Origin of the sequence: Pseudomonas sp. W17, assembly GCF_040268305.1 — a bacterium.
Classification (GTDB): domain Bacteria; phylum Pseudomonadota; class Gammaproteobacteria; order Pseudomonadales; family Pseudomonadaceae; genus Aquipseudomonas; species Aquipseudomonas protegens.
The window spans coordinates 2,596,120-2,618,414 of record NZ_CP158490.1 but is presented as its reverse complement, the minus strand read 5'-3'; the positions used below and the strand labels follow the sequence as shown (position 1 = coordinate 2,618,414).

Below are 22,295 nucleotides of genomic sequence, written 5' to 3'. Positions count from 1 at the left end.
TATAGTATTGCGGCCCGTTTGTTCATTGCAGGAAGCACCCATGACCTACACCAGGGCCCAATTGCAGTACCGGCTGTACATCGCCGCAGGCGCACTGTTGTTTACCGGTGCCTTGATCTCGACCTTTTTCTCGACCCTGAAAATGCTCTACTGGCGCCTGGACAGCTACACCACCATGGCCTCGACCATCAACCGCCCGATCAAGTATTTCGTGTACCAGGTCAATGCCAACACCCAGCCGCTGAACTGGTTCTGGGACAACAGCCCGACGCCCAGCTTCCTCGACCTGAGCTACTCCTCCCACTGGAAATTCCTGGTGATCTACTTGCTGATCTTCGTCGGCGCGGCGCTGTTCGCCACGGGCCGGGGGATGATACGCAAGGTCGAAGAAGTCGAGCCGCTGATCGAGGCCCAGCTCCAGGCCCCGGTGGAGGAAGGCGTCCCCGCCAAGACCCTGCAACAGCTGGAAGACTCGACCCTGGTGGGCAAAGCGCCGTCGTTCTTCAGCCAGACCCGCCTGCTGGTGGTCTGGCCCCTGGGCTGTGCGGCGGTCTACCTGGGCTTACTGTGGATGCTGGGCATCATCTGAGCCCCGCGCCGGCGCATCGATTTAGCCGCAACCCCTTGCCACCGCTAGCCCAACAACTGGCTGAGCACGGCCCGCAACTTGCCCGGCTTCACCGGTTTGTTGAGCAGCGGCGCGCCCAGTTGCTGCAAGGCGCGGCGGCACTGGTCGCTGCGGTCGGCGGTGATGATCACCGCCGGCAGCGGTTGTTGGAAATGCTCGCGCAAGCGCCTGACCACCTGGCAGCCGGTGACCCCGTGATCCAGGTGGAAGTCGGCCAGGATCAACTCCGGCGCCCGGCCCTGCAACACCTCCAGGGCCGCGGCCTGATCGGTGGCGGTCAGCACCTCGCAGCCCCACTGGCCGAGCAGCGCGGCCATGCTTTCAAGAATGCTCAACTCGTTGTCCAGCACCAGCAGGCGCCGCCCCGGCAGCGGGTTGCCGGTGCCCGGCTGCGGTGCCTGCTGGCTCAAGGGCAAGGGCACCCGGGCCGCCAGTGGCACCTCGATGCTGAACCGCGAACCATGCCCCGGCCGCGACGCTACCTGCACCCGATAGCCGAGGATCTTGGCGATGCGCTCGACAATCGCCAGCCCCAGGCCCACCCCTTTGCGGTCGGCGGCGCGGCCTACATCTAGCTGGTTGAACTCAAGGAAAATTGACTCCAGGCGGTCGGCGGCAATGCCGCGCCCGGTGTCCCACACCTCCAGCCGCAACTGGTCGCCGCGACGGCGCGCCGCCAGCAGGATACTGCCGCGCTCGGTGTAGCGGCAGGCATTGCTGAGGAAGTTGCGCAGGATCCGCGTCATCAGCCGCAAGTCGGTGAACAGGGCAAAGTCACCGAAGCGCACCCGCAGCCCCAGCCCCGCCGCCTCGGCCACCGACTGGAACTCGGAGACCAGGGGCGCGAGCATTTCATCCAGGCGGTAGGTGGCCAGGTCCGGCTTCACCGCCGCCTGATCGAGCCTGGAAATATCCAGCAAGTCGGTGAGCAGGTCCTCGGCGCCTTCCAGGGCCTGGTGGGTGCGCTCCACCAGCAGTTGCTCCGGGGCCGGCAGGCTGCGCTCGCGCAGGGTGGAAATCAGCAGGCGTGCGGCATTCAGAGGTTGCAGCAGGTCGTGGCTGGCGGCGGCCAGGTACTTGTCCTTGCTGCGGTTGGCCGCCTCGGCGGCGTCCCGGGCCTCGCGCAGGTCGCGCTCGATGCGCTCGCGCCGGGCGATCTGCTGCTGCAGGTTGCGGTTGGCGTCCAGCAACTCATCGGTGCGCGCCGCCACCCGCTGCTCCAGCTGGTCGTTGAGCTGTTCCAGGTGCTGCTGGGCCAGCTTGCGCTCGGTGATGTCGGCGACGAACCCTTCCACCAGCCCGTCCTGGTCGGGCTTGAGCAACAGGTTCATCAGCACATCGATGCTGCTGCCGTCCTTGCGCCGCAGCTGGGTTTCGTAACCCAGCAGGCTGCGCTGGTTCTGCAACTGCTCGCCGATGGCCGCCAGTTCCCCGGCGCCGCCCACGAACAGGTTGCCCGCCAGGTCGGCCAGGGAAAACAGCACTTCCTGGGGGTCCTGATACCCCAGCATGCGCGCCAGGGCCGGGTTGGCGGCACGCATGCCGGCCTGCAGGCTGGCCTGGAAGATGCCGTGCACCGCGTTCTCGAACAGCCACTTGTAGCGGTTGCGCTCGGTTTCCAGGTCTTCCAGGCGCGCCGCCAGTTCCGGGTAATGGCTCTTGCGCGCGGAGTGGTTGCCCAGGCCCAAGAGCCCGGCCAGGGCTCGTTGCTGTTCGTCAGAGGGCCTCGCCATAGACCACCTCGACATCACGCTGGCTGGATTCACGAGGGTTGGTGAGGATGCATGGGTCGCCCATTGCGTGCTGCGAGAGGAACGGAATATCGCTGCTGCTGACCCCATGCAGGCCCAGGGTCTCGTGGAAGCCGATAGAGCGCTTGAGGGCGATCAGGTGCTCCACCAGGCGCCCGCAGATCTGCCGCTGGTTGAGCCCGCGGCAGTCGATACCGAAAGTCTCGGCAATCACCTTGAAGCGCTCCGGCGCCGCGCTGTAGTTGAAGGCCACCACATGCTCCACCAGCACCGCGTTGCACAGCCCGTGAGGCAGGTCGAGAAAGCCCCCCAGGCTGTGGGACATGGCATGCACCGCGCCGAGGATCGCGTTGGAGAACGCCAGCCCGGCCTGCATGCTGCCGAGCATGATCTTCTCGCGCAGGGCGATGTCCGCGGGGTTGGCGATCATCTGCACCAGGTTGCCGTTGATCAGGCGCATGGCTTCCAGGGCGTGGGGATCGGTCAGCGGCCCGTGGCCGGTGGAAACGAACGCCTCGATGGCATGCACCAGGGCGTCGATGCCAGTGCAGGCGGAAAGGAAGGGGTCCATGCCCTGGGTGGTTTCCGGGTCGATCAGCGACACATCAGGGACCACCGCCTTGCTGACGATGGAGAACTTCATCCGCTCCTGCTGGTTGGAGATGATCACGAACTGCGAGACATCCGCCGAGGTGCCGGCGGTGGTCGGGATCATGATCAGCGGGGGGCTGGGCATGCGGATGGTGTCCACCCCCTCGAACTCGAGGATGCTGCGCCCGTGGGCGGCGACGATGCCGATGCCCTTGCCGCAATCCATGGGGCTGCCGCCACCGACCGCGACGATCACATCGCAGACGTTTTCCCGGTAGATCTGCGCGCCGTGCATCACCTCCTCCACCCGCGGGTTGGGCGACACCGCGCTGTACAGGCAGTACTCGACGCCCTGGGCCAGCAGGCTGGCCTCGACATCGGCGACCCAACCGGCGGCGATCACCCCGGGGTCGGTGACCACCAGCACCTTGCGCGCACCGAAGGTCTTCGCATAGTTGCCGACGTTATGCCGGCAACCGGCACCAAAGATGATTTCCGGAGAGACGAACTTGCGCAGCAGACTGAGATTCTGGCCCATGGGGGAAGCCTGTTTTCTTATTTTTCTGGAGAAGAACGCCAGCCTAAAGCATCCGTTGCTGAAAGCAATCCGACCATTGGGTGGTGGTGATCCGGCCCCTGCCCGCCTCTCCCCTGTAGGAGCCGGCTTGCCGGCGAAGGCAATCTTGCAGGCCCACGCACTGTAGGAGCCGGCTTGCCGGCGAAGGCGGTCTTGCGGGCCCCTTCGCCAGCAAGCTGGCTCCTACGGTATGTAGCGTACGGCGTGCGATGCATGCGACGTGCGCTGTGCAGATCAGAGGTGAATATCCATGCCGTCATGCGCCACTTCGATGCCGCGGCGGGTCAGTTCGGCGTGCTCGGGGGAGTCCTCGTCGAGGATCGGGTTGGTATTGTTGATGTGGATCAGCACCTTGCGCGCCCGAGGAAAGCGCTCAAGCACCTCAAGCATGCCGCCGGGGCCGCTTTGCGCCAGGTGGCCCATCTCGATGCCCAGCTTGTCGCCGACGCCACAGACGCGCATTTCATCGTCGCGCCACAAGGTGCCATCCACCAGCAGGCAGTCGGCGCGGTCCATCCACGCCAGCAGGGCCTCATCCACCTGCCCCAGCCCCGGGGCGTAGAACAGGCTGGCGCCGCTGCGCCGGTCCTCGATGAACAGGCCGATATTGTCCCCCGGGTGCGGGTTGCCGCGATGGGGCGAATACGGCGGCGCGCTGCTGCGCAGGGCAATCGCCCGCAGCGCGATGTCCGGGCAGGCCGGCAGGCTGAATTCCCGGCCATCGAGGTGGATGGGCTGCCACTGCAAGCCGCCGTTCCAGTGGCTGAGCATGTTGAACAGGGGGAAGCCGCTGCACAGGTCTTGGTGGACCATCTCGGTGCACCAGACCTGATGCGGGCAGCCTTCACGCAGGCTGAGCAGGCCGGTGCAATGGTCGATCTGGCTGTCCAGCAGGATCACCCCGGCCAGGGCGGTGTCCCGAAGCTGTCGGGCCGGTTGCAGCACCGCAAAGGACTCCAGCTGCTGGCGAATGTCCGGGGAGGCGTTGCACAGGATCCACTCGCTGCCATGGTCGCTCAGGGCGATGGACGACTGGGTGCGGCGCCGGGCCTGCAGCGTGCCGTTGCGCACGCCGGCACAGTTACGGCAGTTGCAGTTCCACTGGGGAAAACCGCCCCCCGCCGCGGAACCGAGAATGCGGATATGCATGACGTGCTCCTGAAGGGCAAAAGGCTCCGGCCGACACCAGTACCGGCCGGAGTGGGACGGCTCAGCGGTTGGCGAAGTACATGGTCACTTCAAAGCCGATACGCAGGTCGGTGTACGCGGGTTTATGCCACATGGGGTCAAGCCTCTTGTTGTGCCGGGGGATTCCGGTAAAGGCATTAATGCACGGGGAGCGCGGGGGCCGAATGCTACTTTGGGACGAGCTGGCGGGGTGCGTTGGTAGGGGGGATTGACGGTGGTCTTGCGGGCCTCTTCGCCAGCAAGCTGGCTCCTACAGGGTTGGCGGTGCTGCGCCCACAACGCACACGGGGAGGTGCCCACCCATGAGCCCTCCCCGTGTCCGTCCCGCACAAGCGCGGTGGCACCCAACCACCGCGCCCGATCCAGCCCCTTAGAAGAAGCCCAGGGGATTGATGTCGTAGCTCACCAGCAGGTTCTTGGTCTGCTGGTAGTGGTCGAGCATCATCTTGTGGGTCTCGCGGCCCACGCCGGATTTCTTGTAGCCACCGAACGCGGCGTGCGCCGGGTACAGGTGGTAGCAGTTGGTCCACACCCGACCGGCCTTGATCGCCCGGCCCATGCGGTAGGCGCGGTTGATGTCGCGGGTCCAGAGCCCGGCGCCCAGGCCGAACTCGCTGTCGTTGGCGATCTCCAGGGCCTCGGCCTCGTCCTTGAAGGTGGTCACGCCAACCACCGGGCCAAAGATCTCTTCCTGGAACACGCGCATCTTGTTGTGGCCCTTGAGCAGGGTCGGCTGGATGTAATAGCCGCTGGACAGGTCACCTTCCAACAGCTCGGCGGCGCCACCGGTGAGCAGTTCGGCGCCCTCCTCCTGGGCGATCTGCAGGTAGGAGAGGATCTTCTCGTACTGCTGCTGCGATGCCTGGGCGCCGACCATGGTCTCGGTGTCCAGGGGGTTGCCGCGCTTGATCTTGACGATCTTCTTCATCACCTCGGCCATGAACGGCTCGTAGATCGATTCCTGGACCAGGGCCCGGGATGGGCAGGTGCAGACTTCACCCTGGTTGAAGAACGCCAGCACCAGGCCTTCGGCGGCCTTTTCGATGAACTTGGGTTCGGCCTGCATGATGTCTTCGAAGAAGATGTTCGGCGACTTGCCGCCCAGCTCCACGGTGGACGGAATGATGTTCTCGGCGGCGCACTTCATGATGTGCGAGCCCACCGGCGTGGAGCCGGTGAAGGCGATCTTGGCGATGCGCTTGCTGGTGGCCAGGGCCTCGCCGGCTTCGCGGCCAAAGCCCTGGACGATGTTCAGCACCCCGGCCGGCAGCAGGTCGGCGATCAGCTCGGCGAAGACCATGATCGACAGCGGGGTCTGCTCGGCAGGCTTGAGCACCACGCAGTTGCCGGCGGCCAGGGCCGGGGCCAGCTTCCAGGCGGCCATCAGCAGCGGGAAGTTCCACGGGATGATCTGCCCGACCACGCCCAGCGGTTCGTGGAAATGGTAGGCGGTGGTCAGTTCGTTGATCTCGGCGGCGCCGCCTTCCTGGGCGCGGATGCAGCCGGCGAAATAACGGAAGTGGTCGGCGGCCAGGGGCACGTCGGCGTTGAGGGTTTCGCGCACCGCCTTGCCGTTGTCCCAGGTCTCGCTGACCGCGAGAATCTCCAGGTTCTGCTCGATGCGGTCGGCAATCTTCAGCAGCAGCCGCGAGCGGTCCTGGACCGAGGTCTTGCCCCAGGCCTCGGCGGCGGCATGGGCGGCATCCAGGGCCAGGTCGATATCGGCGGCGCTGGAACGGGGGAATTCGGCGATCACTTCGCCGTTGACCGGCGAGGTGTTGGTGAAGTACTGGCCAGCCACCGGCGGCACGAACTGGCCGCCGATGAAATTGCCGTAGCGTGGCTTGAAGGACACGACGGCGCCTGGGGTTCCGGGTTGTGCGTAGATCATGCTGAGCCTCTGCTGGTCGAGGCCTGTCCAACGACAGGCGATGGACCGATGGTAGAGAGCCCCGGGTGCCGGACGAATCCATCGTTGGCAGGGGGGGCTCTCGTCATTTGGTCGTAGGTTGATTGCCCTGTGCGGGAGCCGGCTTGCCGATGAAGGCGCTCTTGCGGGCCTCTTCGCCAGCAAGCTGGCTCCTACGGTCGGCAGGGATATCGCGAGGGTTTTGTAGGAGCCGGCTTACCGGCGATGGCGGTCTTGCGGGCCTTTTCGCCAGCAAGCTGGCTCCTACGGTCGGCAGGGACATTGCGGTAGCGTTGTAGGAGCCGGCTTGCCGGCGATGGCGGTCTTGCGGGCCTCTTCGCCAGCAAGCTGGCTCCTACGGTCGGCAGGGATATCGCGAGGGTTTTGTAGGAGCCGGCTTACCGGCGATGGCGGTCTTGCGGGCGCCTTCGCCAGCAAGCTGGCTCCTACGGTCGGCAGGGACATTGCGGTAGCGTTGTAGGAGCCGGCTTGCCGGCGAAGGCGGTCGTGCGGGCCTCTTCGCCAGCAAGCTGGCTCCTACGATTAGCGTTTGCTCACCAGCTCCTTGGGCAGTTTGAAGGTCCAGAGCATGCCGCCCTGGTTGAAGTCCTTGACCCGCTTGGCCACTTCGCCGCCCCACAGCGGCACCGCACCGCCCCATCCGGAGAGCACCGAGACGTACTGTTCGCCGTCCATCTCCCAGGTCACGGGCGAGCCCAGGACCCCGGAGCCGGTCTGGAATTCCCAGACCTTCTCGCCGGTCTTGGCGTTGAAGGCCTGGAGGAAGCCCTCAGGCGTGCCGGTGAACACCAGGTTGCCCTTGGTGGTCAGCACCCCGCCCCACAGCGGCGCGAAGTTCTTGTGGCGCCAGACTTCCTTGCCGCTGATCGGGTCGATGGCCCGCAGCACGCCGATGTAGTCCTCGTTCAGCGGCTTGATGGTGAAGCCTGCGCCGAGGAACGCCGCGCCCTTCTTGTAGGCGATGCCTTCGTTCCAGATGTCCATGCCCCATTCGTTGGACGGTACATAGAACAACCCGGTGTCGCGGTTGTAGGCCATGGGCATCCAGTTCTTGGCGCCGAGGAAAGCCGGGGCGACGAACACCGAGCTGCCCTTGGCTTCGCTGCCCGGGGCGCCGGGACGGCTGGCCTCGTTGTAGATCGGCCGGCCGTTCTTATCCAGGCCGGTGGCCCAGGTGATCTTGTCGACAAAGGGGAAGCCACGGATGAACTTGCCGTTGGTGCGATCGAGCACGTAGAAGAAGCCGTTGCGGTCGGCGGTGGCGGCGGCCTTGATCTCCTTGCCGCCCTCCTTGTAGTTGAAGGAGATCAGCTCGTTGACGCCGTCAAAGTCCCACCCGTCGTGGGGGGTGCTCTGGAAGTGCCACTTGATGGTGCCGTCGTCCGGATTCAGCGCCAGGCGCGACGAGGAATACAGGTTGTCGCCAGGGCGCAGGTGGGAGTTCCACGGCGCCGGGTTGCCGGTGCCGAACAGCAGCAGGTTGGTTTCCGGGTCGTAGTAGCCGCCGAGCCACGGCGCCGCGCCGCCGGTCTTCCACAGATCGCCCGGCCAGGTCTTGCCCGCCTCGCCACCGGAAATACCGTTCTCGATGGCCTTGCCGTCCTTGTACACGTAGCCCATGTGGCCTTCCACGGTGGGACGCATCCACAGCAGCTCGCCGTTTTTCGGATCGTAGGCCTGGATCTTGCCGACCACGCCGAACTCGCCGCCGGCGACCCCGGTGATCAGCTTGCCGTTGACCATCATCGGCGCCGCGCTGATGGAGTAACCCTCCTTGTGGTCGGCGACCTTCTTGCTCCACACCACCTTGCCGGTGTCCTTGTTCAGGGCCACCAGCTTGGCGTCCAGGGTGCCGAAGAACACCAGGTCGCCGTACAGCGCCACGCCGCGGTTGATCACGTCGCAGCAAGGGCGAATGTCATCGGGCAGGCGCGCGTCGTACTGCCAGAGTTTCTTGCCGGTGCGCGCATCCACGGCGAACACCCGGGAATAGGAACCGGTCATGTACATCACCCCGTCCTTGATCAGCGGCTGGGCCTGCTGGCCGCGCTGCTTCTCGCCGCCGAAGGAGAAGGCCCAGACCGGCCGCAGCTCCTTGACGTTATCGACGTTGAGCAGGTCCAGCGGGCTGTAGCGCTGGCCCTGGACGCCCAGGCCGTTGGTGACGATCTGCTGCGGGTTCTTCGGGTCCTGGAGGATCTCTTCATCGGTGACGGCGGCCAGGGCCGCGCTGGACAGCAGCATGGCGCTGAGCACCAGGCTCACGGCGAAAAAGGGACGACGTGGGGGTTGGGTCATGACGGCTACCTCGGCGGTTATTGTTGTTCCCGGGAAATTTTCCCGGTCTGCCGGGAATTCTTGGTCCCGGCCTGCCTGCCAACAATTGCCCGCAGTGCGGAGTTTTCTAGTTCCTTGGTACAGGAGCGGCCGCCGCCCCCTACAAAACCCCACACGCTATCCCTGCCCACCGTAGGAGCTGGCTTGCCAGCGAAGGGGCCCGCAAGACCGCCTTCGCCGGCAAGCCGGCGCCTACAAAGCCCCACGCGATATACCTGCCTACCGTAGGAGCTGGCTTGCCAGCGAAGAGGCCCACAAGATCGCCTTCGCCGGCCAGCCGGCGCCTACAGGCCGTCGATACGCTGCAGGCGCTGGCGCTCGTAGCGCGGGTACAGGTGGCTGACGCTGCGGATCAGCTCATAGCGGGTCAGGCTGATGCCGGCAAAACGCTCGGGGATCGGGCGGCGGATCATCTCCGCCATGTCGTCGCCCTGGGCGGCGCCGTCGCGCATCAACCCGTCCAGCCAGCCCAGGTAGTCACGCATCTGGGCAAAGGGCGCCGTATCGCTGGCCACCGGGCCATGGCCAGGCACGATCAGTTTCCACGGCAAGGCCTGCAAGGTGTCCAGGTCCTTGAGCCAGGCCCCGAGCCCCGGGCTGTTGGGGGTGGTCAGCGCGCGCTGGTAGAACACCAGGTCACCGGCAAACAGCACCCCGGTGTTCTCGTCGAGAATCGCTAGATCAGCGCCGGTGTGCCCACTCAAACCGAGCAAGCGCAAGCGATGCCCGCCCACTTCGAGAACGCCGGGCTCCAGCACCTGGGTCGGCAGCACCACCTCGGTGCCGCGCATCCAGTCGCCGACCATGCGGTACATATTTTCGGCCATGGCGTCCCCCTGCTGGCGCAGCAGGTCGCTGGTGCCGGCCAGGGCGCCGATGGGTACATCGCCAAAGGCCTGGTTGCCCAGCACATGGTCGGGGTGATGGTGGGTCAGCAGCAACTGGATCACCGGCTTGTCGGTAGTGGCGGCAATCGCCCGGCGCAAGGCTTCGCCGTAGCGTTTCGACGGCCCGCTGTCGATCACCACCACCCCGCTGTCGGTGACGATGAAGCCGGTGTTGACGATGTTGCCGCCATTGGCCTTGGCGAAGTTGTCGGTGCTGCCTTCCAGCAGCCAGGTGCCCGCGGCGATCTGCCGGGGCTTGAGTTGATAGTCCAGGTCGGCCCGGGCCGGCAGGCCCAGGCACAGCAGCAACAGCAGGATCCAACGCATGGTGCACCTCGGCTCGGGTGGGTCAAAGGATGCGCTCAGGGCAGCTTGGCCTCGAACTGGTTGCCGCTGTTGTCGCGCAACAGCAAGCGGGTCTGCCCCGCCCCCTGGATGTCGAACCCCAGGTTGGGGTTTTCGCTGACCGCCGGGAACAGTTCGAGGCTGGCCAGGCGCTGGTCGTTCTGGTCGCGCAGTTCGGCGTGATTGAGAAAGAACTCGGGGATGCCGCTGACCAGGCCGTTGTCCATCGGGTGGGACACTTGCAGGCGCAGGCGGCTGGCATCACCCCGGGGATAACGCCCGCCCAGCACCTCGCCGATGTGCTCTTCCCAGCCTGGCTGGGTGCGCACCACGCTGGGCGCGGTGCAGCCGCCACCGGCGGCATCGATCAGGGTCGAGCCCACGTGCCACAGGCCGTCGCGGGTCTGCACCGCGGCGCGCAGCGGCGTGGCCTGCTCGATGCGGATGCGGATCGACAGCCAGGGCAGCACCCGCTCCCCCGGCACGAAATCGACAATACGCGGTAAGGGGTTGAGCTCGGCCCAGGCAAGGATGCGCACCACCTCGCCGCCGAAGGCCCGGGCGTCGATCTCCAGCGGCACCTGCCGCGCATCCTCGGCAAAGGGTGGCGCCAGCAGCTTGACCCGGTCATCGAAGACGAACGCCGCGCCCCCCAGCAATTGCTTGTGGTAGAAGGCCCACATCACCGAGGGCACCGGGTCCGGGCCCGGGGCCTGCGGATCGGCGGCCAGCACCGGGGTCGCCAAGGGCAGCCAGCACGCCAGCAGGCAGGTCGCTCGCCAGTTCATCGCAGCTCCTATTGATACATCTGTGGGACCTCGTAACGCAGGCCATAACGGGCGTACAGCGCCTGCAGGCGACCGTCGCGGATCAGCCCCTCCAGGGCCTCCTCCACGGCATAGGCCAGCTGGCGGTTGCTTTCATGCACCGCCATGCCGATCTCCCACACCTGCTTGCCCATGTTCGGGTAGGCGTTTTCCGCCAGGGCCAGTTGCGGGTCAGCGGCCTTATGCAACTGCCAGTCGATCTCGCCGCGCATGGCCATCACCGCGTCCACCTGCCCGGCCCGCAAGGCGCCGAAGGCCTGCTGCACGCTGGGGTAATGGTGGGTCTTGGCACTGAGCATGCCGTTGAACACCGAGGTCAGGTAGAACGACGGCACGCTGTCCACCTCGACCCCGATCGGGTGCTCCTGGAACACCGCGACACTGGCCACCGAATCCAGCCGGCGGCGGTCGAATGCCACCTGCCAACGCTCCTCCTGATAGGGGCCGAACATCACCACGTGATCGTTGGCCAGCTCCCCCAGTTCGTTGCGCTTTTGCGCGTAGTCGTGGTCGTAGGGCACGCGCATCATCAGGTCGGCCAACTGCTGGTGGCGCAGCGGGCTGCCGCGCCAGATGTAATCGCGCAAATCGTCGTCGAGCTTCTCCCCCGGCGGCGCCCAGATCAGTTGCAGGCGCACCCCCAGGGCCTCGGCCAGGGCTTGCGCCAGCTCCACATCGACACCCCGGGGCTGGCCCTGGTCCTCGAAGCTGTAGGGGGCAAAATCCTGGTACACCGCCACCTTCAGCTCACCGGAGGCGATCATCGTGTCGTAGTTGCGCACCCCGGCCTGGGCCGTGGCGCAACACAGCAGCAGGCCAGCCAGGAACAGGGCGAAGCGGCCCATGGCGATCACTCCTCGACGTGCACGCTGTCCAGGTAGGTGCGCACCGCCCACAGGGCTTCCTGGCTCAGGTAGTCAGCCATCTTCGGCATGTACACCCGGCCATCGCGCACCGCGCCGTGGCGCACCCGCTCGACGAACCATTCATCCCCGGCTTCACCGGCGTCGAGCATGCGCAAATCCGGCGCAATGCCGCCGGACTTGGCTTCCAGGCCATGGCAGGCGGCGCAGTTCTGGTTGTAGGCCGAGGCGCCGATTTCCACTGCCTTGTCGTGCTCGGGCGAGGTGCGGTACGGGTTGACCGAAGCCCAGCCGTCGCCATCGACGCTCACACCGGCATCCTTGATCGGCGTCAGGCCCTTGGTTTCCACCGCCTGGGGCACCACGTTGCCATGGGCCCATACGGCACCGGTGGCCAAGGCACCGGTCAGCAGCCCTACCGCGAGCAAGGCGTTGCGTTTTGTTGTCATTGTTATGCCCTCAAGATTGCACGCAAGACCTCGCTACAGAGGCCATGGCGCCATCTTAGGAACAGCCGGCGGGCGGCCGTATGCTGCTTTGGTGGCCGCGCCCTACTCCCTTGGTAGTAGGGCTTGTGGCGCGGGCCTAAATCAGGTGCCGCCCGGGAACTATTCCCGGCAAGGGCGGGACTTTTTCCGTATCTCAACACCCGTCCCGGGGCAGACCCTAGTCAGGCCAAAACCTCCACTGGGAACTGCAACCATGACAATAAGATCGCTCCCCGCCCTCTCCCCCCTGAGCCTCGCCGTCCGGGCCCTGCTGCTGGCCGGCAGCCTGTCCCTGGGCGCGGCGGCCACAGCGGCCACCGCCCCGGCGGCACCTGCCGGCAAGAACGTGACCTGGGAAGACATCGCCAACGACCACCTGACCACCAAGGACGTACTGCAGTACGGCATGGGCACCAACGCCCAGCGCTGGAGCCCGCTGGCCCAGGTCAACGACAAGAACGTGTTCAAGCTGACCCCGGCCTGGTCCTACTCCTTCGGCGACGAGAAGCAACGCGGCCAGGAATCCCAGGCCATCGTCCGCGACGGCGTGGTCTACGTCACCGGCTCCTACTCACGGGTATTTGCCCTGGACGCCAAGACCGGCAAGCGCCTGTGGACTTACAACCACCGCCTGCCAGACAACATTCGCCCGTGCTGCGACGTGGTCAACCGCGGCGCGGCGATCTACGGCGACAAGATCTACTTCGGCACCCTCGACGCCCGGGTCATCGCCCTGGACAAGAACACCGGCAAGGTGGTGTGGAACAAGAAGTTCGGCGACCACAGCGCGGGCTACACCATGACCGGCGCCCCGGTGCTGATCAAGGACAAGACCAGCGGCAAGGTGCTGCTGATCCATGGCAGCTCGGGCGATGAATTCGGCGTGGTCGGCCAGCTGTTCGCCCGCGACCCGGAGACCGGCGAAGAGGTGTGGATGCGGCCCTTCGTCGAAGGCCACATGGGCCGCCTGAACGGCAAGGACAGCACCCCCACCGGCGACGTCAAGGCGCCGTCCTGGCCCGACGACAAGACCACCGAAACCGGCAAGGTCGAAGCCTGGAGCCACGGCGGCGGCGCCCCTTGGCAGAGCGCCAGCTTCGATGCCGAAACCAACACCATCATCGTCGGCGCCGGCAACCCCGGGCCGTGGAACACCTGGGCGCGCACCGCCAAGGACGGCAACCCCCACGACTACGACAGCCTGTACACCTCGGGCCAGGTCGGCGTCGACCCGAGCACCGGCGAAGTGAAATGGTTCTACCAGCACACGCCGAACGACGCCTGGGACTTCTCCGGCAACAACGAACTGGTGCTGTTCGACTACAAGGGCAAGGACGGCAAGGTGGTCAAGGCCACCGGCCACGCCGACCGCAACGGCTTCTTCTACGTGGTGGACCGCAACAACGGCAAACTGCAGAACGCCTTCCCCTTCGTCGACAACATCACCTGGGCCAGCCACATCGACCTCAAGACCGGCCGCCCGGTGGAAAACGAAGGCCAGCGTCCGGCCAAGCCGCTGCCGGGTGAAACCAAGGGCAAGCCGGTGGAAGTCTCGCCGCCGTTCCTGGGTGGCAAGAACTGGAACCCCATGGCCTACAGCCAGGACACCGGGCTGTTCTACATCCCCGGCAACCAGTGGAAGGAGGAGTACTGGACCGAGGAAGTGAACTACAAGAAAGGCTCGGCCTACTTAGGCATGGGTTTTCGCATCAAGCGCATGTACGACGACCACGTCGGCACCCTGCGCGCCATGGACCCCACCACCGGCAAGCTGGTGTGGGAACACAAGGAGCAGCTGCCGCTGTGGGCCGGGGTCCTGGCGACCAAGGGCAACCTGGTGTTCACCGGCACCGGCGACGGCTTCTTCAAGGCCTTCGACGCCAAGACCGGCAAGGAGCTGTGGAAATTCCAGACCGGCAGCGGCATCGTCTCGCCGCCCATCACCTGGGAACAGGATGGCGAGCAGTACATCGGTGTGACCGTGGGCTACGGCGGCGCGGTGCCGCTGTGGGGCGGCGACATGGCCGAACTGACCAAGCCGGTGGCCCAAGGCGGATCGTTCTGGGTGTTCAAGATCCCGAGCTGGGATAACAAGACCGCCCAGCGCTGATCATCCCCGCCTTGTCTGTGGCGAGGGAGCCCGCTTCCTCGCCACACCCGCCTTCACTCCAGCCTGGAGAACCACACCATGAACTACCTGCCACTGGCCCTGCTGCTGAGCCTCTCCCCCGCCTTGGCAATGAATGTCGACGACGACGGCAACGACGTCCCGCTGACGATCAACGGCTGCCTGATCGCCGAATCCAGCCAATGCCCCGGCGCCAACCTGCGTGGCGCCAACCTGGCCAACCAGGACCTACGCAAGATGAACCTGGCCGGCGCCGACCTCTCCGGCGCCGACCTGCGCCATGCCCAGCTGGACCTGGCCAACCTGGAAAAAGCCCGCCTGCAGGGTGCCAACCTGACCCGCGCCAGCCTGCAACAGAGCAACCTGCGGCTGGCGGACTTCAGCGACGCCAAGCTGATGGCGATCCAGGGCTGGGGCCTGTTTGCCCAGGGCGCGCAATTCGAAAAAGCCGACCTCAGCGCGGCCTACCTGCAATTTGCCCGCCTGTCCGGGGCCAAGCTGCACCAGGCCAAACTGCGGGCGGCGGACCTGGAGATGACCTGGTTGAGCAAGGCGGATCTGCAAGGGGCCGATCTGAGTGATGCCAATCTGCAGGAGGCGAAGTTTGGCGAGAGCAATCTGGAGCGGGCCGATTTGCGCGGGGCGCGGCAGCATTATGGGAATTTTCAGGATGCCAATATGGAGGGGTGCCGGGGGTGTCCGGGGACGTGGGATAAGTAGGGGGTTGGGGGTATGTTCGGTGCTGCGGGTGCGGCTGTTTACGGTTTCGCTTTTACAGCGGGGTTGGGTACATATCCGGTGCTGCGGGTGCGGCCACTTAGGGTTTCGCTCTTACAGCGAGTCACTTTGGAAAGCCGGAATGCCGGCCCAACCCAAAGTAACCAAAGGCTCTTGCCCCTCCACTCGGTGCCTCGCTTAGGCTCGGCATGCCCTCACCACAAAAAGCCCCCAACATCCCCCACCACTACCGGAAAACACCTTCAGCCAACCACTCAGGAAAGTCCCGCATACCATGCAAAACCCGCCATACATCGATGTGGTCATCGCGTTCAACGTAGAACACCAGATAGGGATAGCGCTTCAGCGGCCAGCAAAGCACCCCCGGTAGATCCAGCTCGTGGGCGTAGCGAGACATACCCGAGGCCGGATGGCGGCCGATATGAAGATAGGCCTTTTCCAACGCATCGATAAAACCGAGCGCAGCCTGCTCGGCCTGTTGGTCAAGGTAATAGTTGATAGCGCCTTCCACATCCTGGCTGGCAAGGGCGCGTGGAATGACCGGCTTGGCTTTCATCCTCGCGCCTTGCGAACCCTGGCACGTAGGGATTCGAAATAGTCACCCTGCACAGCAGTGCCCGGCGCCGATTGAGCACCGGCCAACAACAGGCCACGCAGATGTTGCCGATCCTGATCCTTGCGAATCAGCTCACGCACATATTCACTGCTGGTGCTGTAGCCGCGCTGGCTGACTTGATCATCGACAAAGGACTTGAGAGCGTCCGGCAGGGAAATGTTCATGGTGCTCATGGCTTTGTCCGCCTTTGACAAAATTTGCCAAACTATACACCCCTCATCCCGCCACCCGCACCACCCCCATATCAATCCCCAGATGCACCAGCTCGGCATGGGAGCTGACCTGTAGCTTGCTCTTGAGCAAGGTCAGGTGGTTGGACACGGTCTTGGCGCTGATGCACAGCTGCTCGGCAATCACCCGCGCCGGGGTGCCCCTGGCCAGCATCACGAAGATCTCCAGCTCGCGCTGGGTCATGCTCTGCAAGCGTGGGTCACTGGCGTTCTGTGCCGGGGTGCAGGCCAGTTGCGTGGCCAGGGGCTGTTCGATGTAGGCGTGCCCGGCCAGCACTCGGTGCACCGCTTCGATCAGCACCTGGGGCGCGGAGTTCTTGGTCAGGTAGCCCGAGGCGCCGGCCTCCAGGGCCTGGCGCACCAGGGGCAGTTCGTCGTGCATGCTGAAGAACAGCACCCGCAGTTGCGGCAGGCGCTGGCGCAGGCGGCGGGTGGTCTCCAGGCCGCTGATGCCCGGCAGGCCGAAATCCATGATCACCAGCTGCGGCACGTCTTCGGCCACTCGGGCCAGGGCTTCTTCGCCGCTGGCCGCTTCGCGCACCTGCATCGCCGGCAGCACTGCCCGCAGTAGGCTGGCATAACCCTGGCGAACCACGGCGTGGTCATCCACCAACAAGATGTTCATCAGGCCTCCATGGGCATGTTCAGGGGCATGTTCAAGGCCAGCGCCCAACCGGCGCCGGGACGGCTGAGGATGTGCAGTTCGCCCCCCAGGCTGCGGGCGCGTTCGGCCATCGAGTGCAGGCCGACGCCGGGGCGCTGGGGCTGGCGCGCGCCGCAACCGTTGTCGCGCACCAGCAGGCGCAGGCCCCGGGCGCTGCGTTGCAGGCGCACCCGTACCTGGCTGGCGTCGGCGTGCCGGGCGACATTGGTCAGCGCTTCTTGCAGCAGGCGGTAGAGGTGGGTCTTGCTGGCGCTGGGCAACGCTGGCAGGTCGGCGCCGACCCGCAATTGGCAGTCGATGCCCTGGCTGTCCTGCCATTGGCTCACCAGCAAACCGAAGGCTTCGGCCAGCGGCAGGTGCTGCAGCACCACCGGGTACAGGTCCTGCACCAGGGCGCGAAAGCCTTGCTGCAAGCGCTCGCAGTTGAGCTCCAGGGCCTGGGCCGTGTGCTCCACCACCGTGGGCTGGTTGCTGACCATGCGCAGCAGGCAGACCTGGGCGCGGATGCCCGCCAGGTATTGCCCGAGGTCGTCGTGCAGGGTCTGCGCCAGGTAGGTGCGCTCGCGCTCCTGCACCGCCAGCAAGGCCTGGGTCAGTTGCGCGTTGTCGGCGCGGGTCTGTTCCAGGGTCGCGGTCATGCGGTTGAAGTGCCCGGCCAGTTGCCGCGCTTCCGGCAGGCCGGCTTCGCGCAGGCGCACCGCCAGTTGCCCGCCGGACACCTGCTGCAAGGCCCGCAGCAGGTCATCCAGCAGGCCCATGCCACGGCGCACCGCCCAGCGGATGGTCAGCAGGCTCAGGAACAGGGCCAGGCCGCACAGGCTCAACAGCTGTTGCAGGGAATCCCAGACTTCGTCGATCTCATCGCGCGCGTCCACGGCGATCAGCACTCGGCGGCCGTCGCCCAGGTCCAGCTCGCGGGCGCTGTGGCGGCGCTCGCTGAACAGCTGGCGGCCGAGCCAGGCGTCCAGCCCGGCCTCTTCCGGCATGCGGGCCGCCTCGTCCGCCGCCAGCCAGTGCACCCGTACATGGCGCAGGCTCTGGGTCAGGTGCGGTTGCAGGCCCGCCGGGTTGCGCGCGGCGCTGTCGCTGAGGTATTCCACCACCGCCTCGGCGGACTGCAACTCACGCTCGACATCGGCCACCGCCTGGTGCAGCAGCAAGGCGGCGCAGGCCAGGGTCACCACGGCAAAGAATGCCGTGACCCACAGGTTGATCCGCCACAGTGCCGACATGCCTAGCGCCCCGGCACCAACGGCAGCGCTTGGGGCAGCACCGGGCGCGGGCCGTGCAGACGGTCGACGCCGATCAGGCTGAGGATCAGCAGCAAGGGCAGGAGCAGCACTTTGATGATGCGCATGAGCATCTCTCTCAAGGTTCGGGCTCAGGGCTCGGGGCGGGTTCAGGCCAGGGTCGGGGCCGCTGGGACCATGCTAAGACCGCCGCACCCGCGCCGGGCTACTACCTTGGTACTGCCCCAGCGCTACTTTCTGCATATTTCCCCGCCCCGACGCTGTTCCTATGCTGGCGCCACCTGCCGTGGAGTGCCTTATGCACCAGCCTGCCCCGCTTATCCCGACCTGCCTGCTGGCCCTGGCCTCGGTCCTGTTGCCCCTGGCCGCGAGCCAGGCCGGCGAGGAACCGTTACAGGTGCGCATCGGCTACCTGGGCTATCGCCCCGACCCCGGCCCGCTGCTGTCCAACATCATTCCCGAGCCTGCCGACGCCGGGCTGCAGGGCGCGCAGCTGGCGATTGTCGACAGCAACAGCACCGGGCGCTTTCTCAAGCAGCAGTTCCAGCTCGACAGCGCCAGCGTCGACAGCCCCGGGGCACTGCTGCAAGCCGCCAAGGCCCAGCATGACCAGGGCCTGCGGCTGTTTGTGGTAAATGCCCCGGCGGCCAGCCTGCGCGAGTTGTCCGCCGCCCTGCCCGACAGCCTCTTGTTCAACGCCGGCAGCCCCGACGATGCCCTGCGCAGCAGCCAGTGCCTGGGCAACGTGCTGCACAGCCTGCCCGGCCGGGCGATGCTGGCCGACGCCCTGGTGCAGTTCATGGTGCTGCGCAAATGGCAGCGGGCCTTGCTGATCGTTGGCCAGACCGAGGACGACCGGGCCTACGCCGACGCCTTGCGCCGGGCCACCCAGCGCTTCGGCGTGAAGCTGGTCGCCGAGAAAGCCTGGAGCTTCGACAACGACCAGCGCCGCAGCGCCCAGGCCGACATGCCGCTGTTCACCCAGACCGCCGAATACGACGTGGTGCTGGTGGCCGACGAGCGCGGCGACTTCGGCGAATACCTGCCCTACCAGACCTGGTACCCGCGCCCGGTGGCCGGCACCCAGGGCCTGACCCCCACCGGCTGGCACAAGAGCGTGGAAACCTTCGGCGCCGCGCAGCTGCAAAAGCGCTTCGAAGCCCAGGCCGGGCGCTGGATGAACGACCGCGACTTCGCCGCCTGGATGGCCGTGCGCAGCGTCGCCAGCGCGGTGAGCAAACTGCGCCAGACCGACCCTCGGGCCCTGCAAGCGCTGCTGCTCAGCGAGCAGTTGCCCCTGGACGGTTTCAAGGGCCGCAAGCTCAGCTACCGGCCGTGGAACGGCGAACTGCGCCAGCCGATTCCCCTGGTGCAGCCCCGGGCCCTGGTCAGCACCTCGCCCCAGGACGGCTTCCTGCACCCCTTCAACGAAATGGACAGCCTGGGCTACGACCGCCCCGAAGTGACCTGCCGCTACCCTTGATCCGATCACCACAACAACAAGGAATCCGCCATGCGCCGCCCCCTTCTCTGCCGCTCCGCCCTCTGCGCGGCCCTGCTGCTCGCCACCGGGCACGCCATGGCCGCCACGGCCTGGGTCTCCAACGAAAAGGACAACAGCCTGAGCCTGATCGACCTGCAGACCCTGGAAGTCACCGAGACCCTGCCGGTGGGCCAGCGCCCGCGCGGGCTGCTGCTGTCCCATGACAATAAGCTGCTGTACATCTGCGCCAGCGACTCGGACCGGGTCCAGGTGATGGACGTGGCCACCCGCAAGATCATCAAGGAACTGCCGTCCGGCAAGGACCCCGAGCAGTTCGCCCTGCACCCCAACAACCGCTGGCTGTACGTGTCCAACGAGGACGATGCGCTGGTCACGGTGATCGACACCGAGACCGCCAAGGTCCTCGGCCAGATCAACGTCGGGGTCGAGCCCGAAGGCATGGCGGTGAGCCCCGACGGCAAGTGGGCGGTGAACACCAGTGAAACCACCAACATGCTGCACTGGATCGACACCAGCACCCAGACCCTGGCCGACAGCACCCTGGTGGACCAGCGCCCGCGCTTCGTCGAGTTCAACCAGGACGGCTCAAGGCTTTGGGCCTCGGCGGAAATCGGCGGCACCGTGACCATCCTCGACGTGGCCACGCGCCAGGTGCTCAAGACCCTGAACTTCAAGATCAAGGGCGTGCACCCGGACAAGGTGCAGCCGGTGGGCATCAAGCTCAGCGCCGACGGCAAGTACGCCTTCGTCGCCCTGGGCCCGGCCAACCACGTGGCGGTGATCGACGCCAAGACCTACGAGATCCTCGACTACCTGCTGGTGGGGCGGCGGGTCTGGCAGCTGGCATTCACCCCGGACCAGAGCCAGTTGCTGGCCACCAACGGGGTCAGCGGCGATGTTTCGGTGATCGACGTCAACAGCCTCAAGGTGCTCAAGTCGGTGAAGGTCGGGCGCTATCCCTGGGGCGTGGTGGTGACCCCATGAACGCTTTGGAGGTCAGCCAACTGAGCTTCGCCTATGGCCCGCGCCAGGCCCTCGATCAGGTCAGCCTGAGCCTGGCTCCCGGGCGCTTTGCCGCGCTCTTGGGCCCCAACGGCGCCGGCAAGTCGACCCTGATCGCCCTGCTCACAAGGCTCTACGACCTGCAGCAGGGCGACATCCGCGTCGGCGGCTGCTCGCTGCGCAACGCCGCCCGCGCCGCCCTGCGCCAGCTCGGCGTGGTGTTCCAGCAAAGCACCCTGGACCTGGACCTGAGCGTGGAGCAGAACCTGCACTACCACGCCGCGCTGCACGGTTTGTCGCGGCGCCAGGGGCAGGCGCGGATCGACGCCGAACTGGCGCGCCAGGGCTTGAGCGAACGGCGCCGGGATAGCGTGCGCGCCCTCAATGGCGGCCACCGCCGACGGGTGGAGATCGCCCGCGCCCTGCTGCATGAACCGCGCCTGCTGCTGCTCGATGAAGCCAGCGCCGGCCTCGACCCCGCCAGCCGCCTGGCGCTCAACCGGCACATTCGCCAGCTGTGCCAGGAACAACGCCTGAGCGTGCTCTGGACCACCCACCTGCTGGATGAGGTGCAGGCCGACGACCAGTTGCTGATCCTGCATCAGGGGCGCCTGGTGGCCAGTGGCGTGGCCAGCGCCATCAGCCAGCAACAGGGCGGCGACCTGGGCACGGCCTTCGCCCGCCTGACCCAGCCCCCCCAGCCACGCCCGGCGCCGATCGGAGAACCGCTCGCATGAACGCCTACTGGCAGTGCCTGCGCGGCATCGTGCTGCGCGAATGGCTGCGCTTCGTGCTGCAGCGCACGCGCTTTCTCAGCGCCCTGGTGCGGCCCCTGCTGTGGCTGCTGGTGTTCGCCGCCGGCTTTCGCGCCGCCCTGGGCATCGCCATCATCGAGCCCTACAGCACCTACATTCCCTACGAGGTCTACATCGTCCCGGGGCTGGCCTGCATGATCCTGCTGTTCAACGGCATGCAGGGCTCGCTGTCGATGGTCTACGACCGGGAAATGGGCAGCATGCGCGTGCTGCTCACCAGCCCCCTGCCCCGGGCCTTCCTGCTGGCCAGCAAGCTGCTGGCCACCTCGCTGATCTCGCTGCTGCAGGTCTACGCCTTCCTCGCCGTGGCCTGGCTGTATGGCGTGCAGCCGCCAGCCATGGGCCTGCTGGCCGCTCTGCCGGCCCTGCTGCTGGTGGCCCTGATGCTCAGCGCCCTGGGGCTGCTGCTGTCCAACGCCATCCGCCAGCTGGAGAACTTTGCCGGGGTGATGAACTTCGTGATCTTCCCGCTGCTCTTCCTGTCCTCGGCGCTGTACCCGCTGTGGAAGATGCTCGAAGCCAGCCCCTGGCTGTACTGGCTGTGCGTCCTCAACCCCTTCACCCACGCCGTGGAGCTGGTGCGCTTTGCGTTGTATGAACGCTTCAACCTCCTGGCCCTGGCGGTGTGCCTGGGGCTGACCCTGGTGTTCTCCCTGCTGGCGGTGCTGACCTTCAACCCGCAGCACGCCGCCCTGCGCAAAAGCACCTGAGCCACACCCCTCACACCCACCTCCCCCCCGTAGGAGCTGGCTTGCCAGCGAAGAGGCCCGCAATCCCAACGCCAGACCCCAGGCCCCTTTCGCCGGCAAGCCGGCTCCTACACAGCGCTGCCGATGGGCAATCTACGACTTTGGTACTGCTTTTGCTGTCGATGGTCGCATTCACAAAAGGCCCTGCCCTGGCATGTAATGGGCCTATAACAAAAAGGATAAAAGC

At 66.1% G+C, this 22,295-nt stretch carries 22 protein-coding genes; 7 read left to right on the top strand and 15 right to left on the bottom strand.

What is annotated here, in order from left to right; genetic code table 11:
• Positions 1 to 40 precede the first annotated feature (40 nt).
• A complete protein-coding gene (locus ABCR88_RS12180; RefSeq protein WP_041117234.1) occupies positions 41 to 589 on the top strand; it encodes a YniB family protein in 549 nt (182 codons plus the stop codon).
• Positions 590 to 633: 44 nt separating this feature from the next.
• On the opposite strand, the gene ABCR88_RS12175 is transcribed toward ABCR88_RS12180, so the two are convergent.
• The 10 genes from ABCR88_RS12175 to pedF all read right to left on the bottom strand — a co-directional run bounded on the left by ABCR88_RS12175 (position 634) and on the right by pedF (position 12,373).
• On the bottom strand, positions 634 to 2,361 hold the full coding sequence (locus ABCR88_RS12175; RefSeq protein WP_015635023.1) for a NahK/ErcS family hybrid sensor histidine kinase/response regulator: 1,728 nt from the start codon (positions 2,359 to 2,361) through the stop codon (positions 634 to 636).
• Positions 2,345 to 3,508: an alcohol dehydrogenase-like regulatory protein ErcA gene (gene ercA / locus ABCR88_RS12170; protein WP_350023892.1), complete on the bottom strand. Its 1,164-nt coding sequence runs from the start codon at positions 3,506 to 3,508 to the stop codon at positions 2,345 to 2,347. The genes ABCR88_RS12175 and ercA overlap by 17 nt, the downstream gene beginning before the upstream one ends.
• Before the next feature lie 273 nt (positions 3,509 to 3,781).
• Positions 3,782 to 4,696 (bottom strand): pyrroloquinoline quinone biosynthesis protein PqqB, encoded by a 915-nt coding sequence (gene pqqB, locus ABCR88_RS12165; protein ID WP_350023891.1) that lies wholly within the window; start codon positions 4,694 to 4,696, stop codon positions 3,782 to 3,784.
• Positions 4,697 to 4,757: 61 nt separating this feature from the next.
• Complete coding sequence (gene pqqA, locus ABCR88_RS12160; RefSeq protein WP_011060521.1) at positions 4,758 to 4,829, bottom strand: pyrroloquinoline quinone precursor peptide PqqA; 72 nt, start codon at positions 4,827 to 4,829, stop codon at positions 4,758 to 4,760.
• A gap of 276 nt (positions 4,830 to 5,105) precedes the next feature.
• Positions 5,106 to 6,626: an aldehyde dehydrogenase family protein gene (locus tag ABCR88_RS12155; protein WP_041117230.1), complete on the bottom strand. Its 1,521-nt coding sequence runs from the start codon at positions 6,624 to 6,626 to the stop codon at positions 5,106 to 5,108.
• Positions 6,627 to 7,187: 561 nt separating this feature from the next.
• A complete protein-coding gene (gene pedH, locus ABCR88_RS12150; protein ID WP_041117229.1) occupies positions 7,188 to 8,963 on the bottom strand; it encodes a PQQ-dependent alcohol dehydrogenase PedH in 1,776 nt (591 codons plus the stop codon).
• 323 nt (positions 8,964 to 9,286) lie between these two features.
• Entirely contained in the window at positions 9,287 to 10,216 is a 930-nt protein-coding gene (locus ABCR88_RS12145; RefSeq protein WP_041117228.1) for a quinoprotein relay system zinc metallohydrolase 1, read from the bottom strand.
• Between the two features lie 35 nt (positions 10,217 to 10,251).
• Complete coding sequence (locus ABCR88_RS12140; protein WP_236187146.1) at positions 10,252 to 11,022, bottom strand: quinoprotein dehydrogenase-associated SoxYZ-like carrier; 771 nt, start codon at positions 11,020 to 11,022, stop codon at positions 10,252 to 10,254.
• Between the two features lie 8 nt (positions 11,023 to 11,030).
• Positions 11,031 to 11,906: a transporter substrate-binding domain-containing protein gene (locus tag ABCR88_RS12135; protein ID WP_232644324.1), complete on the bottom strand. Its 876-nt coding sequence runs from the start codon at positions 11,904 to 11,906 to the stop codon at positions 11,031 to 11,033.
• Positions 11,907 to 11,911: 5 nt separating this feature from the next.
• On the bottom strand, positions 11,912 to 12,373 hold the full coding sequence (gene pedF, locus ABCR88_RS12130) for a cytochrome c-550 PedF (protein ID WP_210457067.1): 462 nt from the start codon (positions 12,371 to 12,373) through the stop codon (positions 11,912 to 11,914).
• Between the two features lie 253 nt (positions 12,374 to 12,626).
• Here pedF and exaA point away from each other — a divergent pair, with 253 nt between their 5' ends.
• Positions 12,627 to 14,522, top strand: coding sequence for a quinoprotein ethanol dehydrogenase (gene exaA, locus ABCR88_RS12125; RefSeq protein ID WP_350404629.1), 1,896 nt, complete (start codon positions 12,627 to 12,629; stop codon positions 14,520 to 14,522).
• 78 nt (positions 14,523 to 14,600) lie between these two features.
• The gene (locus tag ABCR88_RS12120; RefSeq protein WP_350404628.1) at positions 14,601 to 15,260 is read left to right on the top strand and encodes a pentapeptide repeat-containing protein; all 660 of its coding nucleotides are present in this window, start codon (positions 14,601 to 14,603) and stop codon (positions 15,258 to 15,260) included.
• Between the two features lie 244 nt (positions 15,261 to 15,504).
• On the opposite strand, the gene ABCR88_RS12115 is transcribed toward ABCR88_RS12120, so the two are convergent.
• From ABCR88_RS12115 to ABCR88_RS12095, 5 genes are read right to left on the bottom strand one after another with little or no spacing between them, the layout of a single operon-like run.
• Positions 15,505 to 15,834 (bottom strand): type II toxin-antitoxin system RelE/ParE family toxin, encoded by a 330-nt coding sequence (locus ABCR88_RS12115; RefSeq protein WP_041117222.1) that lies wholly within the window; start codon positions 15,832 to 15,834, stop codon positions 15,505 to 15,507.
• Positions 15,831 to 16,067, bottom strand: a complete 237-nt coding sequence (locus tag ABCR88_RS12110; protein WP_210713208.1) for a type II toxin-antitoxin system ParD family antitoxin — start codon at positions 16,065 to 16,067, stop codon at positions 15,831 to 15,833. The genes ABCR88_RS12115 and ABCR88_RS12110 overlap by 4 nt, the downstream gene beginning before the upstream one ends.
• A 43-nt stretch (positions 16,068 to 16,110) precedes the next feature.
• Positions 16,111 to 16,749: a response regulator transcription factor gene (locus tag ABCR88_RS12105; RefSeq protein ID WP_041117219.1), complete on the bottom strand. Its 639-nt coding sequence runs from the start codon at positions 16,747 to 16,749 to the stop codon at positions 16,111 to 16,113.
• Positions 16,749 to 18,020, bottom strand: coding sequence for a sensor histidine kinase (locus ABCR88_RS12100; protein ID WP_065363539.1), 1,272 nt, complete (start codon positions 18,018 to 18,020; stop codon positions 16,749 to 16,751). The genes ABCR88_RS12105 and ABCR88_RS12100 overlap by 1 nt, the downstream gene beginning before the upstream one ends.
• A 2-nt stretch (positions 18,021 to 18,022) precedes the next feature.
• Positions 18,023 to 18,145: a hypothetical protein gene (locus ABCR88_RS12095; protein WP_259699551.1), complete on the bottom strand. Its 123-nt coding sequence runs from the start codon at positions 18,143 to 18,145 to the stop codon at positions 18,023 to 18,025.
• A gap of 191 nt (positions 18,146 to 18,336) precedes the next feature.
• Here ABCR88_RS12095 and ABCR88_RS12090 point away from each other — a divergent pair, with 191 nt between their 5' ends.
• The 4 genes from ABCR88_RS12090 to ABCR88_RS12075 are packed head-to-tail and all read left to right on the top strand — an operon-like array spanning position 18,337 to position 22,069.
• Entirely contained in the window at positions 18,337 to 19,521 is a 1,185-nt protein-coding gene (locus ABCR88_RS12090; RefSeq protein WP_350404626.1) for an ABC transporter substrate-binding protein, read from the top strand.
• Positions 19,522 to 19,551: 30 nt separating this feature from the next.
• Entirely contained in the window at positions 19,552 to 20,526 is a 975-nt protein-coding gene (locus tag ABCR88_RS12085; protein ID WP_350404625.1) for a YVTN family beta-propeller repeat protein, read from the top strand.
• Positions 20,523 to 21,281, top strand: coding sequence for an ABC transporter ATP-binding protein (locus ABCR88_RS12080; protein ID WP_350404623.1), 759 nt, complete (start codon positions 20,523 to 20,525; stop codon positions 21,279 to 21,281). Before ABCR88_RS12085 ends, ABCR88_RS12080 begins: the two co-directional genes overlap by 4 nt.
• Positions 21,278 to 22,069: an ABC transporter permease gene (locus ABCR88_RS12075; protein ID WP_350023889.1), complete on the top strand. Its 792-nt coding sequence runs from the start codon at positions 21,278 to 21,280 to the stop codon at positions 22,067 to 22,069. The genes ABCR88_RS12080 and ABCR88_RS12075 overlap by 4 nt, the downstream gene beginning before the upstream one ends.
• Positions 22,070 to 22,295: the final 226 nt, after the last annotated feature.

Coding starts and splice junctions, on each gene's coding strand:
- ABCR88_RS12180 (WP_041117234.1), top strand. CDS start 41: ATGACCTACACCAGGGCCCAATTGCAGTACCGGCTGTACATCGCCGCA.
- ABCR88_RS12175 (WP_015635023.1), bottom strand. CDS start 2,361: ATGGCGAGGCCCTCTGACGAACAGCAACGAGCCCTGGCCGGGCTCTTG.
- ercA (WP_350023892.1), bottom strand. CDS start 3,508: ATGGGCCAGAATCTCAGTCTGCTGCGCAAGTTCGTCTCTCCGGAAATC.
- pqqB (WP_350023891.1), bottom strand. CDS start 4,696: ATGCATATCCGCATTCTCGGTTCCGCGGCGGGGGGCGGTTTTCCCCAG.
- ABCR88_RS12155 (WP_041117230.1), bottom strand. CDS start 6,626: ATGATCTACGCACAACCCGGAACCCCAGGCGCCGTCGTGTCCTTCAAG.
- pedH (WP_041117229.1), bottom strand. CDS start 8,963: ATGACCCAACCCCCACGTCGTCCCTTTTTCGCCGTGAGCCTGGTGCTC.
- ABCR88_RS12145 (WP_041117228.1), bottom strand. CDS start 10,216: ATGCGTTGGATCCTGCTGTTGCTGCTGTGCCTGGGCCTGCCGGCCCGG.
- ABCR88_RS12140 (WP_236187146.1), bottom strand. CDS start 11,022: ATGAACTGGCGAGCGACCTGCCTGCTGGCGTGCTGGCTGCCCTTGGCG.
- ABCR88_RS12135 (WP_232644324.1), bottom strand. CDS start 11,906: ATGGGCCGCTTCGCCCTGTTCCTGGCTGGCCTGCTGCTGTGTTGCGCC.
- pedF (WP_210457067.1), bottom strand. CDS start 12,373: ATGACAACAAAACGCAACGCCTTGCTCGCGGTAGGGCTGCTGACCGGT.
- exaA (WP_350404629.1), top strand. CDS start 12,627: ATGACAATAAGATCGCTCCCCGCCCTCTCCCCCCTGAGCCTCGCCGTC.
- ABCR88_RS12120 (WP_350404628.1), top strand. CDS start 14,601: ATGAACTACCTGCCACTGGCCCTGCTGCTGAGCCTCTCCCCCGCCTTG.
- ABCR88_RS12115 (WP_041117222.1), bottom strand. CDS start 15,834: ATGAAAGCCAAGCCGGTCATTCCACGCGCCCTTGCCAGCCAGGATGTG.
- ABCR88_RS12110 (WP_210713208.1), bottom strand. CDS start 16,067: ATGAGCACCATGAACATTTCCCTGCCGGACGCTCTCAAGTCCTTTGTC.
- ABCR88_RS12105 (WP_041117219.1), bottom strand. CDS start 16,749: ATGAACATCTTGTTGGTGGATGACCACGCCGTGGTTCGCCAGGGTTAT.
- ABCR88_RS12100 (WP_065363539.1), bottom strand. CDS start 18,020: ATGTCGGCACTGTGGCGGATCAACCTGTGGGTCACGGCATTCTTTGCC.
- ABCR88_RS12095 (WP_259699551.1), bottom strand. CDS start 18,145: ATGCGCATCATCAAAGTGCTGCTCCTGCCCTTGCTGCTGATCCTCAGC.
- ABCR88_RS12090 (WP_350404626.1), top strand. CDS start 18,337: ATGCACCAGCCTGCCCCGCTTATCCCGACCTGCCTGCTGGCCCTGGCC.
- ABCR88_RS12085 (WP_350404625.1), top strand. CDS start 19,552: ATGCGCCGCCCCCTTCTCTGCCGCTCCGCCCTCTGCGCGGCCCTGCTG.
- ABCR88_RS12080 (WP_350404623.1), top strand. CDS start 20,523: ATGAACGCTTTGGAGGTCAGCCAACTGAGCTTCGCCTATGGCCCGCGC.
- ABCR88_RS12075 (WP_350023889.1), top strand. CDS start 21,278: ATGAACGCCTACTGGCAGTGCCTGCGCGGCATCGTGCTGCGCGAATGG.